General features: G+C 68.4%; 16 protein-coding genes and 1 tRNA gene. 9 read left to right on the top strand and 8 right to left on the bottom strand.

Translation table 11 applies throughout. From position 1 onward, the window contains the following. Positions 1-58: 58 nt before the first annotated feature. The gene (locus ACWF9G_RS19790) at positions 59-742 is read right to left on the bottom strand and encodes a GAP family protein (protein ID WP_379307563.1); all 684 of its coding nucleotides are present in this window, start codon (positions 740-742) and stop codon (positions 59-61) included. Between the two features lie 142 nt (positions 743-884). Here ACWF9G_RS19790 and ACWF9G_RS19785 point away from each other — a divergent pair, with 142 nt between their 5' ends. The 3 genes from ACWF9G_RS19785 to ACWF9G_RS19775 are packed head-to-tail and all read left to right on the top strand — an operon-like array spanning position 885 to position 3,499. Next, positions 885-1,202: a hypothetical protein gene (locus ACWF9G_RS19785; RefSeq protein WP_452516941.1), complete on the top strand. Its 318-nt coding sequence runs from the start codon at positions 885-887 to the stop codon at positions 1,200-1,202. Next, positions 1,202-2,464: a hypothetical protein gene (locus ACWF9G_RS19780; RefSeq protein WP_452516940.1), complete on the top strand. Its 1,263-nt coding sequence runs from the start codon at positions 1,202-1,204 to the stop codon at positions 2,462-2,464. Before ACWF9G_RS19785 ends, ACWF9G_RS19780 begins: the two co-directional genes overlap by 1 nt. Before the next feature lie 9 nt (positions 2,465-2,473). After that, positions 2,474-3,499 (top strand): hypothetical protein, encoded by a 1,026-nt coding sequence (locus ACWF9G_RS19775; RefSeq protein ID WP_452516938.1) that lies wholly within the window; start codon positions 2,474-2,476, stop codon positions 3,497-3,499. Between the two features lie 65 nt (positions 3,500-3,564). On the opposite strand, the gene ACWF9G_RS19770 is transcribed toward ACWF9G_RS19775, so the two are convergent. Next, a tRNA-Asp gene (locus tag ACWF9G_RS19770) sits at positions 3,565-3,638 on the bottom strand. A 116-nt stretch (positions 3,639-3,754) separates the two neighbouring features. Here ACWF9G_RS19770 and ACWF9G_RS19765 point away from each other — a divergent pair. Together ACWF9G_RS19765 and ACWF9G_RS19760 are read left to right on the top strand one after the other, a co-directional pair. Next, positions 3,755-4,408, top strand: a complete 654-nt coding sequence (locus ACWF9G_RS19765; protein WP_452516936.1) for a TetR/AcrR family transcriptional regulator — start codon at positions 3,755-3,757, stop codon at positions 4,406-4,408. After that, positions 4,405-7,617: a carboxyl transferase domain-containing protein gene (locus ACWF9G_RS19760; RefSeq protein ID WP_452516934.1), complete on the top strand. Its 3,213-nt coding sequence runs from the start codon at positions 4,405-4,407 to the stop codon at positions 7,615-7,617. Before ACWF9G_RS19765 ends, ACWF9G_RS19760 begins: the two co-directional genes overlap by 4 nt. Positions 7,618-7,642: 25 nt before the next feature. On the opposite strand, the gene ACWF9G_RS19755 is transcribed toward ACWF9G_RS19760, so the two are convergent. Beyond that, positions 7,643-8,497, bottom strand: a complete 855-nt coding sequence (locus ACWF9G_RS19755; RefSeq protein WP_452516933.1) for a haloalkane dehalogenase — start codon at positions 8,495-8,497, stop codon at positions 7,643-7,645. Positions 8,498-8,680: 183 nt separating this feature from the next. On the opposite strand from ACWF9G_RS19755, the gene ACWF9G_RS19750 reads away from it, so the two are divergent. The 4 genes from ACWF9G_RS19750 to ACWF9G_RS19735 all read left to right on the top strand — a co-directional run bounded on the left by ACWF9G_RS19750 (position 8,681) and on the right by ACWF9G_RS19735 (position 12,569). After that, entirely contained in the window at positions 8,681-9,502 is an 822-nt protein-coding gene (locus ACWF9G_RS19750) for an SDR family oxidoreductase (protein ID WP_452516931.1), read from the top strand. Between the two features lie 24 nt (positions 9,503-9,526). Further along, entirely contained in the window at positions 9,527-10,741 is a 1,215-nt protein-coding gene (locus ACWF9G_RS19745) for an acyl-CoA dehydrogenase family protein (protein WP_379307548.1), read from the top strand. A gap of 104 nt (positions 10,742-10,845) precedes the next feature. Next, on the top strand, positions 10,846-11,829 hold the full coding sequence (locus ACWF9G_RS19740) for an NADPH:quinone oxidoreductase family protein (RefSeq protein WP_452516930.1): 984 nt from the start codon (positions 10,846-10,848) through the stop codon (positions 11,827-11,829). Between the two features lie 50 nt (positions 11,830-11,879). Then, positions 11,880-12,569: a TetR/AcrR family transcriptional regulator gene (locus ACWF9G_RS19735; RefSeq protein ID WP_379307544.1), complete on the top strand. Its 690-nt coding sequence runs from the start codon at positions 11,880-11,882 to the stop codon at positions 12,567-12,569. 153 nt (positions 12,570-12,722) lie between these two features. On the opposite strand, the gene ACWF9G_RS19730 is transcribed toward ACWF9G_RS19735, so the two are convergent. The 5 genes from ACWF9G_RS19730 to ACWF9G_RS19710 all read right to left on the bottom strand — a co-directional run bounded on the left by ACWF9G_RS19730 (position 12,723) and on the right by ACWF9G_RS19710 (position 16,807). Next, on the bottom strand, positions 12,723-13,847 hold the full coding sequence (locus ACWF9G_RS19730; RefSeq protein ID WP_452516928.1) for a tyrosine-type recombinase/integrase: 1,125 nt from the start codon (positions 13,845-13,847) through the stop codon (positions 12,723-12,725). Further along, on the bottom strand, positions 13,847-14,059 hold the full coding sequence (locus ACWF9G_RS19725; protein WP_452516991.1) for a helix-turn-helix domain-containing protein: 213 nt from the start codon (positions 14,057-14,059) through the stop codon (positions 13,847-13,849). The genes ACWF9G_RS19730 and ACWF9G_RS19725 overlap by 1 nt, the downstream gene beginning before the upstream one ends. Positions 14,060-14,074: 15 nt before the next feature. Next, positions 14,075-15,784, bottom strand: a complete 1,710-nt coding sequence (locus ACWF9G_RS19720) for a replication initiator (protein WP_452516926.1) — start codon at positions 15,782-15,784, stop codon at positions 14,075-14,077. 44 nt (positions 15,785-15,828) lie between these two features. Continuing rightward, entirely contained in the window at positions 15,829-16,476 is a 648-nt protein-coding gene (locus ACWF9G_RS19715) for a hypothetical protein (RefSeq protein WP_452516924.1), read from the bottom strand. Positions 16,477-16,618: 142 nt separating this feature from the next. Next, positions 16,619-16,807, bottom strand: coding sequence for a hypothetical protein (locus ACWF9G_RS19710; protein WP_452516922.1), 189 nt, complete (start codon positions 16,805-16,807; stop codon positions 16,619-16,621). Positions 16,808-16,809: the final 2 nt, after the last annotated feature.

Here is a 16,809-nt window from a genome sequence, read left to right as displayed (position 1 = left end):
ATTCGTGATGACGGTACTCGATCGACCTGACGCCGACCTGAGCGGCCGTGCGGGCCCGTCACCACAGCTGGCGTGCGTGGACCAGCGCGTCGACCACCAGGACCACGCCGAACACCACGAAAAGCACCCGCACCACCGGCGGTCCGAAGCGGGTGATCCACCGCACCAGCAGGCGGTACACCCGGCGGGCGCGCGGCGTCTTGCGCATGGCCAGCGCGAGCACCACCAGTGGCAGCAGCAGGGCTATCGCGCAATATCCGGCCACGATCAGCGGCCACGCCACCGGCAGCGGACGCTGCGCCGACAGCATCGCCAGCGCCGCCAGATACGGCACCGAGGTCGGCACCTTGGCCAGCCCGAGCGTGAACCCGACAACCCCCATCAGCCACGGATACTTCCGCACGGGCCGCACCCAGCGCCCGCCACCACGCATCGTCGTATCCATCGGCAACGCCGCGACCACGATCAGCACCACACCGATCAGCAGCTCACCCCAGTACCGCAGCAGCGGCGTCAACTCGAAGTCGAACAGCCGAACCAGGAAATCGATCCCCAGCACCGTCGCGATCCCGAACGCCACCGACACCGCGAACACGCCACCGAGAAAACTGAACCCACCGACCACCGGCGACCGCCGCGCCAGCCGGCTGTCCGCCACCACCGCCGTGGTGATCGCGACCAACAGCACATCGAGCGCGTCGACCACCGCGAACCCGAGCAACGTGATCAGCAGGACACCCATGACCGTTGCGACCCTACTCGCCGGTCACCTGGGTTCCGGACCACGGTGCGACCCAGTCCCACCCACAACGGCGCCGATCTCGTTAGGCTTTTCGTGCCGGGAGTGCCCGACGAGCACCCGCGATCGTGAAGGGGAAGACATCGTGGCGGAAATGTCATTCGACCCGTCAGCGCTCGACGCGTACCAGCGCGCCGCAGCTCGGGTCGCGGATCTACTTGGTGAAGCGGCTACCAATACCACTACGGCGGCGGGGGTGGATCTGTCCGGGCTCGGGGTGCTCGGGCGGGAGTTCGCCGCCGCGTGGACGGAGGCGGCGGGGTCGCACGCGTCGACGTTGAGTACCGCGGGGAATCTGGTCACCGCGTATCAGGACATTTTGAATCGCTTCGGCGCCGACGTCACCGGGATCGATACCGGGCTGGCGGGCGACCTGCGCGCGACCGAGAGCGAGGTGGCGTGATGGCCACGAAATCCCTGGTCACCGAGACCACGCTGAGCACGATCACCCCGGCCGAGGCCGAAGCCAGGATCGCGCCGGTGGTCGCGCTGCTGGAGGTGCCGTTGCTGGAGCTGCGGAAATCGCTGGGCTCCAACACCTCCGCCGACCCCGATGCCGATGTGGTGGCCGCGCTGACCTCGGCGAGCGACGCCACCACCGCCACCGAGGACCCGCACCGGCTCGGCCTGTACGCACTGGAGTCGACCGAGACCGCGGCTCCCGCCACGCCCGCGTTGCGCCAGACCGCGACCGAGGTCTCGGCGGCCGCTGACCGTGGCCAGAAACTGAGCACCCTGCTCGGACAGGCGCATTCGACCCAGGCGACCGCGGCGGCCAAGGTCGACGCGATCATCGCCGACTTCCGCGCCAAGGCGAAGGCCGCCGCACCCGCGGTGAACGGCAACAACCTGGACGCGATCGTCGAACTCGCGGAGGAGGCGATCCAGGAGGCGGTCGGTGTCGTCGGGAGCGCGAGCACCGAGATGGACCAGTACACCCGCAACACCAAGGAGCTGACCTCCGATCTGGGTGGGACCAACGGCGTGACCGTGCCGCAGGGCGCGACCGAGGTGGCACCGGGCGTGTATGTACTCGGTACCGGCGGCACGTCGACGGACACGATCGACACCGACACCACGACGACCGATCCGGCGACGGCGGCGCAGATCGCGTTGCAGGAGGCGCTGATCGACGGTGGCGTCGCCCTCGGCACCGCGGCGATCGATGCGGGCGTCACCTTCGGCACGCACCTGATCGACAAGATCGCCGAGGTCGCGATGCACGGCATCGACAAGGGCGCCGAGCTGGCGACCACCGGGATCGATACCCTCGCCGCGAATGTCACCGGGACCGAGGGCACGGCGACCAGCCCGGCCACGACGACACCGTCGCCAACCACACCGTCCACCAATGGCGGCGGCAACTCGGGCGGGCTGTTCGCCGGGCTCGGCAACGGCGACACCGCCGCCAAGCCGGAACCCGCGAACAACAACGGCAACAAGCCCGCGTCACCGGCCCCGGCGAGCCAGGCGCCCGCCGTGGAACAGCCACAGCAGCAAGCTCCGGCGAGCACGCCGAGTACGCCCGCTCCAGCGCCCGCGCAGCAGCCGGTCCAGAGCGGGGTGATTCCGCCGTCCGCGCGTCCGCAACAGGATCAGGAGACCGAAAAACCGTCGGCCGCACCGAGGCACGGGCAGCCGGGAGTCGTCCCGGCGCCGGCGTAAGGCGTCCGGATGGACAATCCGTTCGGGGCCTATTTCTCGTCACCGGAGGATCCGGCACGCCGTCGCCCGCAGGGCAAACGGCGACGTCGGCGCAGGCGCGAAGCCGAGCCGCAGACCATCGGCACCAACCCGGAGACGTGGCCGCCGCCGGAGCCGGAACTCTACGACGACGCCTCCGGCCACCTCGCGAACGCCCAGACCGAGCCGATCTACCGCACGCCCGCCGACGAGGACGGGTTCACCGGCGACTGGAACGACTGGACCGACGAGGCCCCCGTCGACGAGACACCGCGCCGCGGTGACGATGTCGACTGGAACGACTGGGCCACCACCACCGCGACCGAGCAGAGCGGCGACCGCGTCGAGATGCCGGTCCTGCCGCGCCTCAAGGACTTCGGTGGCGGTGGGCCGATCGCGCGCAGGCCACGCAAGAAATACGACGACGAGCGCTACGACGATCCGCACGGTCGCACCAAAGCCGCTGCGGCGGTGAAGGGGATCGTCGGCGCGCTGGTCTTCGTCGTCGCGGTCGGCCTGGCGGCCAATATCTTCCTCGGCTCCGACGACAAGCCGGTGGCGGCGAAGCAGGCGGCCGTACCCGGTTCGCCGACAACAGCAACCACCGTTCCCCCGCTGCCGGCGCACGCGGTGGCAGGCTGCGAATCCTTCCGCAGCCAATCCATCACCATCAGCGCCGAGCGCGGCGACACCGCCACTCCCCAAGGCGCGATCCTCGGCTTCGAATACAGCTACTACGTGGACCGCGATGCCGCCAAGGCCCGCACCTACGTCACCGACGACGCTCATGTCGGCGACGAATCCGCCCTCGCCGCAGGCATTTCCACCTTCCCGACCGGCGTCAAGTACTGCATCCACATCACCCGCGCCGACTCCACCGATCCGACGCTCTGGAACGTCACCGTCCAGCAGCAATGGCCCGGCGACGCGGCCATCGAGAAGATCCAGCAGACAATGCGCACCGCGGAGGTCGCCCCTGGCCGCTACCGCATCACCAGCATCGACCACCGTCGATAAGCCATGCGCTGAGCAGACCCGGAAACGAAGAATCCCCGCACCAGAACTGGTGCGGGGATTTCTTGCGACCCTGACGGGACTCGAACCCGCGACCTCCGCCGTGACAGGGCGGCGCGCTAACCAACTGCGCCACAGGGCCGTGATGTATCGCTACATCGCGGGAGCGACTGTACCCCGGTAGCGGGCTCGGGCGTTAACCGAGCAGGTGGGACGATGAATCCGTCATTGACATTGACGTCAACGTCAACAACACTTGTGACGGTGACCACAAGTGCGGCCCAGGAGCGGGCGCGGTCGGCGCGCAAGGACAGTGCCGGGCCGCGGCGGGGCGAACTGCTCGACGCGGCGGGGCGATGCTTCGCGGAGTTCGGGTACGACCAGACCTCGGTGGAGACGATCACCACGCGGGCGCGGGTCTCCCGGGCGACGTTCTACGCGTACTTCTCCTCGAAGGACGAGGTGTTCGGGGCGATCACCGAGCGGGTATGCGCACAGTTCCTTGCCGCGCAGCTCGTGGTGGACATCGAGGTCACCGAGCCCGCCGAGGTAATCGCGGCCACCACAACGGCTTTCGCGGAGGCGGTGTTCGCCAACGGCGCGCTGGTCGCGCTGATCGAGCACCGCGCCGGGATCGATCCGGCGATCGGCGCGCAGTGGTCGCGGGTGCGCACCCGGCTGCGCAAGCGGTTCACGACGTTTCTCGAACGGGTCGACGCGCGCGGCGGGATCGACCCGTGCGCGCCACTGTCGCGGGTCGTCGAGACGCTGTCCGACGCACTGCTGGCCGGCGCCTCCCGGCTCGCCGGTACGGGCCCCGACCAGCGTGAACGGTTCATCACCGACCACATCGCCATCGCCGAGCGACTGATCGGCTTCACCCCGGCCGCGCACGACAAGGACCCCCAGTGAAACTGCTGATCGCCAACCGCGGCGAGATAGCCCTGCGCATCATCCGCACCGCTACCGAACTCGGTGCGAGCACCGTCGCGGTCTACGCCGAGGACGACGCGGACAACCCGAATGTGCACGCGGCGGACGAGGCGATCGGGTTGGCGGGCGCCGGGCCCGCGCCCTATCTCGACCACGCCGCGATCCTGGCCGCCGCCAAGGAATCGGGTGCCGAGTTCATCCACCCCGGCTACGGATTCCTCAGCGAGAACGCCGAATTCGCCCGCGCGTGCGCGGCCGCCGGGTGCACGTTCATCGGCCCCGACCCGGCCGTGCTCGATCTGTTCGGTGACAAGTCCTCGGCCCGCGGGACCGCTCTCGCCGCGAGCGTGCCCGTCCTGCCCGCGACCGAAGGCCCGAGCGAGGTCGGCGAGGTCACGGCGTTCTTCGACGCGCGATCCGGCCCGATCATGATCAAGGCACTGGCCGGTGGTGGCGGGCGCGGCATGCGGGTGGTGCGGACGGTCGCGGAGATCGACGACGCCTACCGGCAGTGCGCCGCCGAGGCCCAGCTCGGTTTCGGCAATCCGGCGGTGTTCGCCGAGGCGTTGATGGAGAACGCCCGGCATATCGAGGTGCAGGTTGTCGCGGCACTCGGCGCAAACGGCACCACGGCTCTCGCGCTCGGCGATCGGGATTGCAGTGTGCAGCGCAGGCATCAGAAGCTGATCGAAATCGCTCCCGCCCAGGGTCTTTCGGACACGCTTCGCCGTGAGCTGCACGAGGCGGCGGCCCGTCTGTGCGCGCAGGTCGGCTATCGCGGGCTCGCCACCGTCGAATTCCTGGTCTCCGGTGAGGAATTCGTCTTCCTGGAGGTCAACCCGCGGATCCAGGTTGAGCACACCATCACCGAGGAGGTGACCGGCGTCGACTTGGTCGCCGTGCAGCTGGCGATCGCCCAAGGTGAGACCTTCGACGGGCTCGGCCTGCCACCCGGAATCACCTCCGACGGAGGGCAATCCACCGGCGAGCCCGCCAAAGCCGACGGTATAGCGATCCAGGCCAGGGTGAATATGGAGACGATGGCCGCCGACGGATCGACCATCCCGACCGCAGGCACCCTGACCGCCTTCGCGCCGCCCACCGGTCCCGGCGTGCGAGTCGACACCTTCGGCCGTCCCGGACTCACCCTGAGCCCGCGCTACGACTCGTTGCTGGCCAAGGTGATCATCCGCACCCGCGGGAACTCCTTCCCCTCCGCCGCCCGCAAGGCCGGGACCGCGCTGGCGGAATTCGCCGTCGACGGTCTCCGCACGAACATCGGGTTCCTGCGGGAAGTGCTCGCCGACAGCCATTTCCAGACGGGCATCGTCACCACCGCCTACCTCGGCGAAAACCTGCCAGCGCTGGTCGCGGCCGCCGAGGCGGGACAACCCGAGGTCGCGGTTGCCACCGTCGAGCTGTATCCGGGGCAGGAAGCGGTCCGTGCGCAACTGGCGGGCACTGTGGTCGAGGTCGCCGACGAAGGCGTCGAGATCGGCGGGGGCGGGCAGCTGGTCGTGCTCGAGGCGATGAAGATGCAGCACGTGCTCGCCGCGCCGGATGCCGCCAGGACCATCCGCGTCCTGGTACGCCCGGGGCAGGTCGTCGCGCCGGGCGATCCGCTCGTGATCATCACCCGCACCGGCGCCGACACCACCGGCGGAGTGCAGGCCGACCTGGATCCCGACCGCGACCGCGCCGATGTCGACGAGATCCGCGCGCGTCACCTCGTCACGCTGGATGAATCCCGCCCCGAAGTCGTCGCCAAGCGGCACGGGCTCGGCCGCCGCACCGCGCGGGAGAACATCGCTGACCTCGTCGACGCGGGCAGCTTCGTCGAGTACGGCGCACTGGCCGTCGCCGCGCAGCGCAGCAGGCGCACCGAAGCGGACCTGATCGCCAACACCCCCGCCGACGGCCTCGTCACCGGCCTGGCCACCATCGGCGCCGACCGCTTCGGCAAGGCGGCCGCCGAAGCCGTGGTGGTCTCCTACGACTACACCGTGCTCGCGGGCACCCAGGGCAAGAACAATCACGCCAAGACCGACCGCGCCTTCGAACTGGCCGCCCGCAAGCGGGTGCCGGTGGTGCTGTTCGCCGAGGGCGGCGGCGGCAGGCCCGGCGACACCGACGTGACCGGCATGGGCCTGGACGTGCCGACCTTCCGCGCGCTCGCCGCGCTGCGCGGACAGGTTCCGCTGGTGACGATCGTGTCGGGCCGCTGCTTCGCCGGGAACGCCGCCCTGGCCGGGGTCTGCGACGTGATCATCGCGACGCCGGACGCCAATATCGGCATGGGCGGTCCGGCGATGATCGAGGGTGGCGGGCTCGGGGTCTACCGCCCCGAGGACGTCGGGCCGATCGATGTGCAGCGGCGCAACGGCGTCGTCGACCTGGTCGCCCGGGACGAGGCGCACGCGGTGGCTCTGGCCAAGCAGTACCTGGGCTACTTCCAGGGGCCGGTCGCGGACTACGAGGCGCCCGATCCCCGGCTGGCCAGGCACGTGGTGCCGGAGAATCGGCTGCGCGCCTACGACATTCATCGCGCGATCGAGGCGATCGTCGACGTCGGCTCGGTACTCGAGTTGCGGGCCGACTACGGAGTCGGCATCGTCACCGCGCTGGTCAGGGTCGACGGCGTGCCGTTCGGCCTGGTCGCCAACAGCAGTCATCACCTCGGCGGCGCGATCGACGCCGAAGCCGCCGACAAGATGGGCGACTTCCTGCGGCTGTGCCAGTCATTCGGGCTGCCGATCGTCTCCCTGTGCGACACACCAGGATTCATGGTCGGGCCCGACGCGGAGAAGACGGCCACGGTCCGCCGGTTCAGCGACCTGTTCGTGCTCGGCGCCCAGCTGAGCGTGCCGTTCGGCATGATCATCCTGCGCAAGGGTTACGGCCTCGGCGCAATGGCGATGGCGGCCGGGCACTTTCGCGCGCCGCACTTCACCGTCGCCTGGCCGACCGGCGAGATCGGGCCGATGGGGCTGGAAGGCGCGGTGCGCCTGGGCTTCCGCAAAGAGCTCGCCGCCGCGGCGGACCCGGCCGAACGCGAGACCCTGTTCCAGCAACTGCTCACCCTCGCCTACCAGCAGGGCAAGGCGCTGACCGCGGCCACCTGCTTCGAACTCGACGACGTCATCGACCCCGCCGACACCCGCGCGTGGATCGCCACACTGGCCGACTAGCGGCGGCCTCGGTCGCGCCATGAGATCAGCGCAGGTTGTTGCGGTCCAGCCAGTCGGAGATGGCGGCGGCGAGCAGCTCCGGCTGGTCCTCGGGGGTGTGGTGGCCCGCCACCTCGTCGTAGCTCTGGATATGCAGGTTGGGGATGGTTTTCGCGCACCAGTCGATGACGGCGGGTTCGGTCATCGTCCCGTACGCCGGCGTGAAGTTCACCATGAGCTTCGGTACGTCCGGGCTCGACGCCAGCCATTCGTCGTACGCTTCGGCGCGTGCGACGACGTCGTTCGGTGTCCCGTCCAGCGGCATCGAACGTGCCAAGCGCAGCAGCGGAACCCGGCTTTCCCGCGTCGGGTACGGCCGCTGGTATACCTCGAGGTCGGCAGGGTCGAGTCGGTTCGAAATCGCCCGTAGCCCGTCCTCGACGAACGAGTCGTCCAGGAACATGGACTCGCCGACGCCGTCGGTGCGGATGGCGCGCCACAGGTCTCGGCCGGCCTCGGGGAACTCGTCCCAGCTCATCGGTTTGACGATGGTCTCGGTGAACGCGACCCCGTGTACCCGGTTCGGATGACGGGCCGCCCAGTCGAAGGCGAGCGCGCCGCCCCAATCGTGGCCGACCAGCACGACGCGATCCAACCTCATCGCGTCGAACCAGGCATCCAGGTACCGCGCGTGGTCGGCGAAGGTGTAGTCGATCGGCGGCTTGCCCGAGTCGCCCATGCCGATCAGGTCAGGGGCGAGCAGCCGGCCGGGGCCGACAGCGGGCAGGACATTGCGCCACAGGTACGACGAGGTCGGGTTCCCGTGCAGGAACACGATCGGTTCGCCGGTGCCGGCCTCGCGGTGATGGATGGTCGAGTCGAGGACAGAGGTGTCGGGCACTACCACTCCTGATTAGTTAGTTGACTGACTGACTAGCTGACCGTAGCCGGGCCACGTCGTCTTTGTCCAGGCGACGAAACCGACCCGCTACTTACTTGAAGTTGACGTCAACTTCTAATAAGTTCGGGTCGACCGAGATGAGCGGCCGGGACACGGTCGCTCCCGATAATCGAAGGAACGCACGTGCGAGTTGCGCAGAAAGTGGCTGTCGTTACCGGCGGCGGGGCGGGCATCGGGGCCGCCCTGGCTACGGCGCTGGCCGCCGCCGGGGCCCGGATCGTTGTCTCGGATATCGACGAGACGGCCGCGCTGGCGGTGTCGGCGCGGATCAATGCCGAGCACCCCGGCGCGACCGTCGGCAGCGGCGCCGATGCCGCGGACACCGCCGACATCCACGCGTTGATCGCGCTCGCGGAGCGGGAGTTCGGGCCGGTCGACCTGTATTTCGCGAACGCGGGCATCACCGGGGCACCCGGACTCGACGTCGACGAGCGCGCGTGGGATCAATCGCTCGCGGTGAATCTGCGCGCCCACATCCGCGCCGCGCGGATCCTCGTCCCGCAGTGGCTCGAGCGGGGCGCAGGCTACTTCGTGAGCACCGCCTCGGCCGCGGGTCTGCTCACCCAGATCGGGTCGGCCACGTACTCGGTGAGCAAGCACGCCGCGGTCGGGTTCGCCGAATGGCTGAGCGTCACCTACGGCGACCAGGGCGTGGGGGTCAGCTGCCTGTGCCCGATGGGCGTGAATACCGCGCTGCTCTACGAGGGCAGGGACTCCGGTGACCCGCTCGGGGCTGCCGCCACGCGCGCTGTCGTCGGCGCGGGCGAAGTCCTCGAACCCGCCGAGGTGGCCGAGATCGTGCTCGAGTCGATCGCGGCCGAGCAGTTCCTGATCCTGCCGCATCCGCAGGTGCTGGAGATGTATCGCAACAAGGGCGCCGACTACGACCGCTGGCTGCGCGGGATGCGCCGCTACCAGGCCGCCCTGCTGGCCGAGACCCGCTGACACCCTCGACTCCCTGGAGTACCCATGTCGCTGTTCGATCTGTCCGACCGCGCCGAGAAGTACCGCGCCGACCTGCTCGATTTCATGGACTCGCACGTCTATCCGGCCGAAGCCGTCTACGACGAGCAGATGCGTGCCTCGGGCAACCCGCACTTCCAGCCGCCGATCCTCGAAGAGCTCAAGGCCGAGGCCAAGCGGCGCGGCCTGTGGAACCTCTTCCATCCGCATCCCGGTCGCGGCCCCGGCCTGACCAATCTCGAATACGCGCCGCTGGCCGAGATCATGGGCCGCAGCCATCTCGCGTCGGAAGCCTGCAACTGCAATGCCCCCGACACCGGGAACATGGAGGTGCTCGAGCTGTTCGGCACCGAGGAGCACAAGAAGAAGTACCTCGAACCGCTGCTCGACGGCACCATGGCCTCGGCGTTCGCGATGACCGAACCGGGTGTGGCCAGCTCCGACGCCACCAATGTCGAACTGTCGATGGTGCGCGACGGCGACGAATACGTGCTCAACGGGCGAAAGTGGTTCGCCACCAATGCCTTGCACCCGAACTGCCGGGTGCTGATCGTGATGGGCAAGACCGATCCGCAGGCCGCGCCGCACCGGCAGCAGTCCATGATGGTCGTCCCGATCGACGCGCCCGGCGTCACGATCCTGCGCGGGTTGCCCGTGTTCGGCTACCAGGAACGCGAAGGCCACGCCGAGATCGACTTCGCCGATGTGCGGGTGCCCGCGACCGACGTGCTCAAGGGTGAGGGCGAAGGCTTCGCGATCAGCCAGGCCCGGCTCGGACCCGGCCGCATCCACCACTGCATGCGCAGTATCGGCATGGCCGAACGCGCGCTGGAGATGATGTGCAAGCGGGCGCAGTCGCGAGTCACCTTCGGCAAGCCGATCGCCGAGAACGCCAATATCCAGGACTGGATCGCCGAGTCGCGCATCGAGATCGAGATGATCCGGCTGCTCACGCTCAAGGCCGCGCACCTGATGGACACCGTCGGCAACAAGGCCGCGCGCACCGAGATCGCCGCGATCAAGGTCGCCGCGCCGACCATCGCGCTCAAGGTCCTCGACCGGGCGATCCAGGTGCACGGCGCGGGTGGCGTCACCGACGACTTCCCGCTCGCGGCGGCCTGGGCCGGGCTGCGCACGCTGCGCCTGGCCGACGGCCCCGACGAGGTGCACAAGCGCGCCATCGCGCGCCAGGAACTGGGCAAGTACCGCGGCAAGGAGTGAACAAAGCCGCGGCGGGCACGCCGACCATCGAACGAATCGACGCCGTGGTGCGTCTGGCCTGCGACGTCGCCGACGACGCAGGCATCTAGCGAAAGGATTTCAGCATGAAGGCATGGCAGGTCGGCGAGCTCGGTGAACCACGGGACGTGCTGCGGATCGACGACATCGAAGATCCCGTCGCCGGGCCGGGGCAGGTGCTGGTGCGGGTGCTCGCGGCGCCGGCCAACTTCCCGGATGTGCTGCTGTGCCGTGGGCAGTATCAGGTGAAGCCGCCGCTGCCGTTCACCCCGGGAGTCGAGCTGTGCGGCTCGGTGGTCGCGGTCGGTGACGGTGTCGCCGGGTTCGCTCCCGGTGATCGCGTCGTCGGCACCACGACACTGCCCGGCGGTGCGTTCGCCGAGCTGGCGGTGCTGGACGCGGAGAATGTCTTCCCCGCGCCCGACTCGCTCGACCACGCCGAGGCGGCCGCCCTGTGCATCGGCTATCAGACCAGCTGGTTCGCCCTGCATCGGCGGACCCAGCTGCGGGCAGGCGAGACCCTGCTCGTGCACGCGGCGGCCGGTGGCGTCGGCAGCACCGCCGTGCAGCTGGGCAAGGCCGCAGGCGCGAGGGTGATCGGTGTGGTCGGCGGGCCGGACAAGGCCGAGTACTGCCGCAAGCTCGGGGCCGACCTCGTCATCGACCGGCACACGGAGGACTTCGTGCCGATCGTCAAGGAGTTCACCGGCGGACGCGGCGCCGACGTGATCTACGACCCGGTCGGCGGCGACGCTTACGCCAAGTCGACCAAGTGCATCGCGTTCGAGGGCCGCATCCTGGTGATCGGATTCGCGGGCGGCACCATCCCGCAGCCCGCGCTCAACCACGCGCTGATCAAGAACTACTCGATCATCGGCCTGCACTGGGGGTTGTACAAGCAGTACAACCAGCAGGCCATCCGCGATTGCCACGCCGAACTCACCCGGCTCGCCGCGGCGGGTCAGCTGAAACCGCTGATCAGTGAACGCCTTTCGCTGGCCGACGTCCCCGACGGTCTCGGCAGGCTCGGCGACGGCAGCACGGTCGGCCGAGTCGTCTTCCAGCCCTGAGCAGCGACTCGCCGGGCGCCGCTGACCAGGCCGCGCGCTATAAATACAGCATGGATCGACCCGCGGACACCGACGGCGAAGGCGCGCTGCCCTCGATGGCGCGCACTTCGCTGTTGCGCGAGCTGCCCGCCACCCCGCGCGGCCTGCGGACGCGTTCAGCCCTGATCGACGCGGGCCGCAAGGTATTCGAGCGGCTCGGTTACCTCGACACCAGGCTGGTCGACATCACCCAGGAAGCCAACTGCTCCTCGGGCACCTTCTACACCTATTTCGCGGGCAAGGAAGAGATCTTCGCGGCGATCCTCGAACACGCCCAGGAAGACATGCTGCATCCCGGCATGCAGCATGTGGCCGGTGACGACGACCCCGCGTCCATCGTCGAGGCGAGCAATCGGGCCTACTTCGAGGCCTACAAGCGCAACGCCAAGCTGATGGGCCTGCTCGAACAGGTCGCCAATATCGACCCCGAATTCAGCAAGCTACGCCAGGATCGCGCCGACGCCTTCATCCACCGCAACGCCCGCAGCATCGCGAACCTCCAAGAACGCGGTCTCGCCGACCCGGAGCTGGACCCGATGCTCACCTCGCGGGCGCTGTCAGGCATGGTCAGCCGCCTCGCCTTCAACTACTTCGTGATCGGCGACGGCCACCTCGACGGCGAAGCCCGCCCGATGGAAGACCTCGTCTACACCGTGACCCGCCTATGGGTGAACGCCCTGCGCATGCCCACCACCCACTGACGCAAAAATCCCCTCTACCAGGTACTGGTGAGGGGATTTGTGGTGGCCAGGGCCGGGATCGAACCGGCGACCTTCCGCTTTTCAGGCAGGCACATAATTGCAGGTCAGAGGGGCAGTTTCATGACTCGTGCCCCAAGCGTTCCCCACGGTGCCTCAGTGCTTGACGATGATCGTGCGAGGCATCTGGACACTGGTCGCGCCCCCGGCCAGCTGGCTGAGACCCAGAGCGACCTCCTTGTCTCGTCCTTCGACTGCGTGCAGGTACCGGCTGGCGGCAGCGTTCGAGGCGTGCCCGAGTCGCTTTTTCAGGTCAGCCAGGTTGGCGCCGGTGAGGGCTGCGAGGCTCTGTCCGGTGTGACGCAGATCGTGGAAGGTGACGTCGACGCCGACACGATCACGAGCACGCACGAACGCCTGATAGACAGCGTTACCCCGCATCCGGCGCCCATCCCGACCGACGAACAGCCACACCGGATCCGCCCAGTGCTCGAGGTGCTCCACGAGGTAGGGGCGAAGATGCGGCGGGATCGAAACCGGTCGGCGGCCAGCATCGGTCTTGGGGTCGGCGTCGTACTCGGTGTGCGACTCGAGCAGCTCGACGCGGTTACGCCGAACGAACACCTCGTTGGTGTCCAGGCAGACGTCCGAGCGCATCAGGCCGATGATCTCGCCGCGACGCAGCCCACACCAGGCAGCCAGCAGCACGGCGGCCCGGTAGCGCGGGGTGATGTTCTCGACCAGCGCAGCTACTTCCGTTACGGTCGCGATCGGCCGTTCCTTCGCGCGGTCGGTTCCAGCACCTTTGATCGTGCACGGGTTGACCGTGATCGCGTTGTCGCGCTTGGCCTGATTCATGACCGCGCGAAGGAACCGGTAGGACTGCTGAATAGAGGTACGACCGCCTTTCCCCGCCAGTGCCTTCGCATGCCAGGTCCGCACCACCGGGGCCGAGATTGCGATCAGCGGCATGCCCCGCAGGTCAGCCATGTGAAGACGCAGGTTGCGCAGGCAGGTTTCTTGCCAGCGCGGCCCCACGTCAGGGTTCTCCTCGAGGTAGCGCTTGGCGTAGTCCTCGAACCGCTCATGCCCGATCTTCTCGTCCAGCCAGGTCCCGCGACTGATGTCCGCTTCGACCTTCACCAGGTAGCGGTCCGCGTCGGTCTTGGTACGGAAGGTGTTCGGCGCGTTCTGCCGCAGACCGTTCGGGCCGACGAACGACGCGTGGAACTTGCCCGAGGGCAGCTTGCGCACTTTGCCGAACCGGCGACGACCGGCCATCACGCAACCGCCCGTCCGCCGCTCCAACGAACCTCGACCGGCTCCACACGACCTTCCTGAACGAATGCCTCGAGGTCAGCCACGGTGAACCGGATATGACTGCCGACCTTGTAGAACACCACTCGGCGCTCTGCGACCAGTCGGCGAACGAATCGCTCACCGGTGCCGAGGTATTCGGCGGCCATTGCCACGGTCAGGTATCGCGGATCCATGGTCATCTCACTCCCCTATGCTGCTTCGGATTGCTGAACGGAAATCTGGGTGCCCGGTGGAGCCTCGGCCAGGGCTATGCGAGCCGTGGCGTACTCGATGCGCCATTTCTGCTGGGTAACCACCCGCGCCATCACAAGGTGTTCACGCGGTGGTGCGTCCGGGTCGCCCGGTGGGACCGGGTACACACGGATGTGCGAGGTGTCAGGCTTCTCGATGCCCACCGCGGCGAGCTGTTGCCGAACGAATTCCTGCCGTTCGGCCTTGTGGTCGGGCAGGGTCTTGCCGGTCCACAGTTTCGACACCAGGACCCGGCGACCGGGCAGGCCGAGGAACTCGCGGCGGTGGGCTTTGGTCTTGCAGTAGCCGGGCTGGGTCTTCTCGCTGGCGCCCTTGGGCACGATCCCGTACCGCAACCACACACCGCACTTCGGTGAACACGGGGTCACGCACATCTCGGCGTGGAGCCGGTCGTAGTGTTCGGCCACGCGACGCGACGGCGGGTCGAGCAGGTCACCGACGCTCTTGGTCAGGTACTTGACCAGGTAGCGGACCTTCACATCCATCTTGTCGGTACCGCCAAGGATCTGAACTGGCTTGTCCTGCACCCCGAAGCGGATCACGTGCGCGGGTTCGAGGTCGTCCACCTCGTCCATCACCGCCAGGGCGTCGTCCCAGGTGGTCAGCGGGGTACCGGTTTTCGGGTCGGTGAAAGTGCCGACGGTGTAGTCCCAGACCGGCATGTTCTCGCCGGTGTAGACCTCACGATCGAAGTGCGGCCACCAAATCTGGCGGTAGGTCGCCGCGGTGACCGCCTTAAGCAGAGCATTCGGGACCGAACCCCGGATGGCGATGTGCAGGTGCGGGGCCGCCCGCTTCTGCGGTTCGACGCTGGCGAACACCTGCACGTTCCAGCCCACCGCGCGCCGCAGGTTCTGCACCCACCGGTCATAGAGGGCGGCGAAGTGGATCGCATCGCGGGCGGCACGGGAGTAGTCGTAGTCCTCCGGGTCGACCGGGGAGCCATCCGAGACCATCGCGCCCTTGCCGTCTTTGCCCGCGGTGGGGTCCCATACCTTGTTGATCGCGCCGTACGACGGCAGCGTCAAGGTCAGGAACGTGGAGGGCTGGTAGCCGTTGTAGACCTCACCCAGGGTGCGCTTTTCGACCTTGCGGCGAGGCAGATCCGGCACGTCCTGACGACGGCGGGTGGACTTGGCCTTGCGGGCGGGCTTGCCGTCCAGGGAAGGGAACCGGCCCTTCACCCCGAGTTCGCGCAGCTCGGCATCGATCTCGGCGACCAGGTCGCGCAGCGCGTCGGCTTGTTCGTCGTCACCGGCGGTGCGGTAGTGCTGGTACTGCTCAGCCATCAGTGCGCGAGCACCGAGCAAGTCTGTTTGTCTCTGGGTGGGCTCGACGATCTCATCGACCGGCTCCTCACCCAGGCACCAGCCTTCGCGGAGCTGGTTCATGCGGAGTGTGCGGTATGCCTTGGCGCAGGCCGGGCAGGTCGCTTCGAAACGGCACTTGCACGGGGCACCGATGTAGGAAATCTTGCCGGTCCGGTCATCGACGGCACGCATCGGAACCACCCGGGCGCACACGCCTTCCTTCTCGGCGGCAGCTTCGGCGATGTCCTTGAGCGAGGGCATCGCGCGGCGCTGGGCGGCGGTGAGACGACCGAGGGAGGCCGCGGGCATGGAATCGGCAGTAGTGGTGTCGTTCATGGCGTGGCCTCCCTCAGCTAGTTGGACATCGGTGGGTGGAGTGGTCATGCGGCCTTGGTGCCGGGGATGGTCTTGAATCCGGCCAGCGATTCGAACGGCACGACCACCGGATCGGCGAGCGCGTCGCAGCGGCGGAACGCGATCTCGACCAGTCCGGGACCGGCGAACCTGATCCGTGCCTGCTGGGCACCGAACCCGTGAGCCAGGCTGTCGGCGCGATTGGTCCACGAGTCCGGCGAGTGACCGGGCAGCATCCGAGCCCGCACAGTGTCGGTGGCATCGCCGATACGGACCGACACCAGGCGGGGAACCAGCACGCGGTCTCCGTCGCGGGTGGCCAGGTCGCAGGCGGTGAGCATCTTGGCCCAGCGGCGGCGGTAGCGGAACCAGGACAGGAAACGGGACCGGGCACGACCGGTGAACCAGCGCTCGAAGGTCTGCGGGCTCCGCTGTCGCCACAGCACCATCCCCGCGACTGCCACACCAGCCGCCCCGATCCCGGCAGGCCAACCGAGCAGCAGCCAGGCCACCACCGTCAGCACGACCGGCACGGTGACCATCGGGAACAGGAGTGCCCACCAGACGAGCGCGAACGCGGCGAGCAGGATTCGGCCGGCAATCGTGAGGAGCGCGTCGAGGACTTCGCCCATCGGGTCGTGAGCGGTGGTCGTGGTGGTGGTGGTCTTGCTCATCGGTTCGCCTTCTCGGTGAGATCGTCCAGGGAGAACAATGGAAGTTGGTCAGGCGTGGGAACCGGCACAGCTGGGACAGGCTTGCGCCGCTTGCGAGTTCGAGCGGCAGCAGCTTCCACGACCGGGTTCGGTTTCTTGGTGGTCATGCCGCGTCGTCCCAACCGTCAGGGCCGTAGTCCTTCCAGGCCGGAGCGTGGCCGGTCTCGGCGAGCATCGTCACCGCGACCGCGAGCGGGTCCAGGCCACGGGCTTCGGACCGGCAGCGGCTCCGAGCCTGAAAGTCGATGACATCGGCGAGACCGTTGTCGGTGCGAATCTGCTTGCGGGCCATGG

The organism is Nocardia sp. NPDC055029 (assembly GCF_053608525.1).
This window is presented reverse-complemented; position numbering and strand designations above follow the sequence as displayed.

Bases quoted from the DNA above. Each gene is read 5' to 3' on its own strand.
- ACWF9G_RS19790 (WP_379307563.1), bottom strand. From the start codon at position 742: ATGGGTGTCCTGCTGATCACGTTGCTCGGGTTCGCGGTGGTCGACGCG.
- ACWF9G_RS19775 (WP_452516938.1), top strand. From the start codon at position 2,474: ATGGACAATCCGTTCGGGGCCTATTTCTCGTCACCGGAGGATCCGGCA.
- ACWF9G_RS19735 (WP_379307544.1), top strand. From the start codon at position 11,880: ATGGATCGACCCGCGGACACCGACGGCGAAGGCGCGCTGCCCTCGATG.
- ACWF9G_RS19720 (WP_452516926.1), bottom strand. From the start codon at position 15,784: ATGAACGACACCACTACTGCCGATTCCATGCCCGCGGCCTCCCTCGGT.
- ACWF9G_RS19780 (WP_452516940.1), top strand. From the start codon at position 1,202: ATGGCCACGAAATCCCTGGTCACCGAGACCACGCTGAGCACGATCACC.
- ACWF9G_RS19710 (WP_452516922.1), bottom strand. From the start codon at position 16,807: ATGGCCCGCAAGCAGATTCGCACCGACAACGGTCTCGCCGATGTCATC.
- ACWF9G_RS19715 (WP_452516924.1), bottom strand. From the start codon at position 16,476: ATGAGCAAGACCACCACCACCACGACCACCGCTCACGACCCGATGGGC.
- ACWF9G_RS19730 (WP_452516928.1), bottom strand. From the start codon at position 13,847: ATGGCCGGTCGTCGCCGGTTCGGCAAAGTGCGCAAGCTGCCCTCGGGC.
- ACWF9G_RS19725 (WP_452516991.1), bottom strand. From the start codon at position 14,059: ATGGATCCGCGATACCTGACCGTGGCAATGGCCGCCGAATACCTCGGC.
- ACWF9G_RS19745 (WP_379307548.1), top strand. From the start codon at position 9,527: ATGTCGCTGTTCGATCTGTCCGACCGCGCCGAGAAGTACCGCGCCGAC.
- ACWF9G_RS19740 (WP_452516930.1), top strand. From the start codon at position 10,846: ATGAAGGCATGGCAGGTCGGCGAGCTCGGTGAACCACGGGACGTGCTG.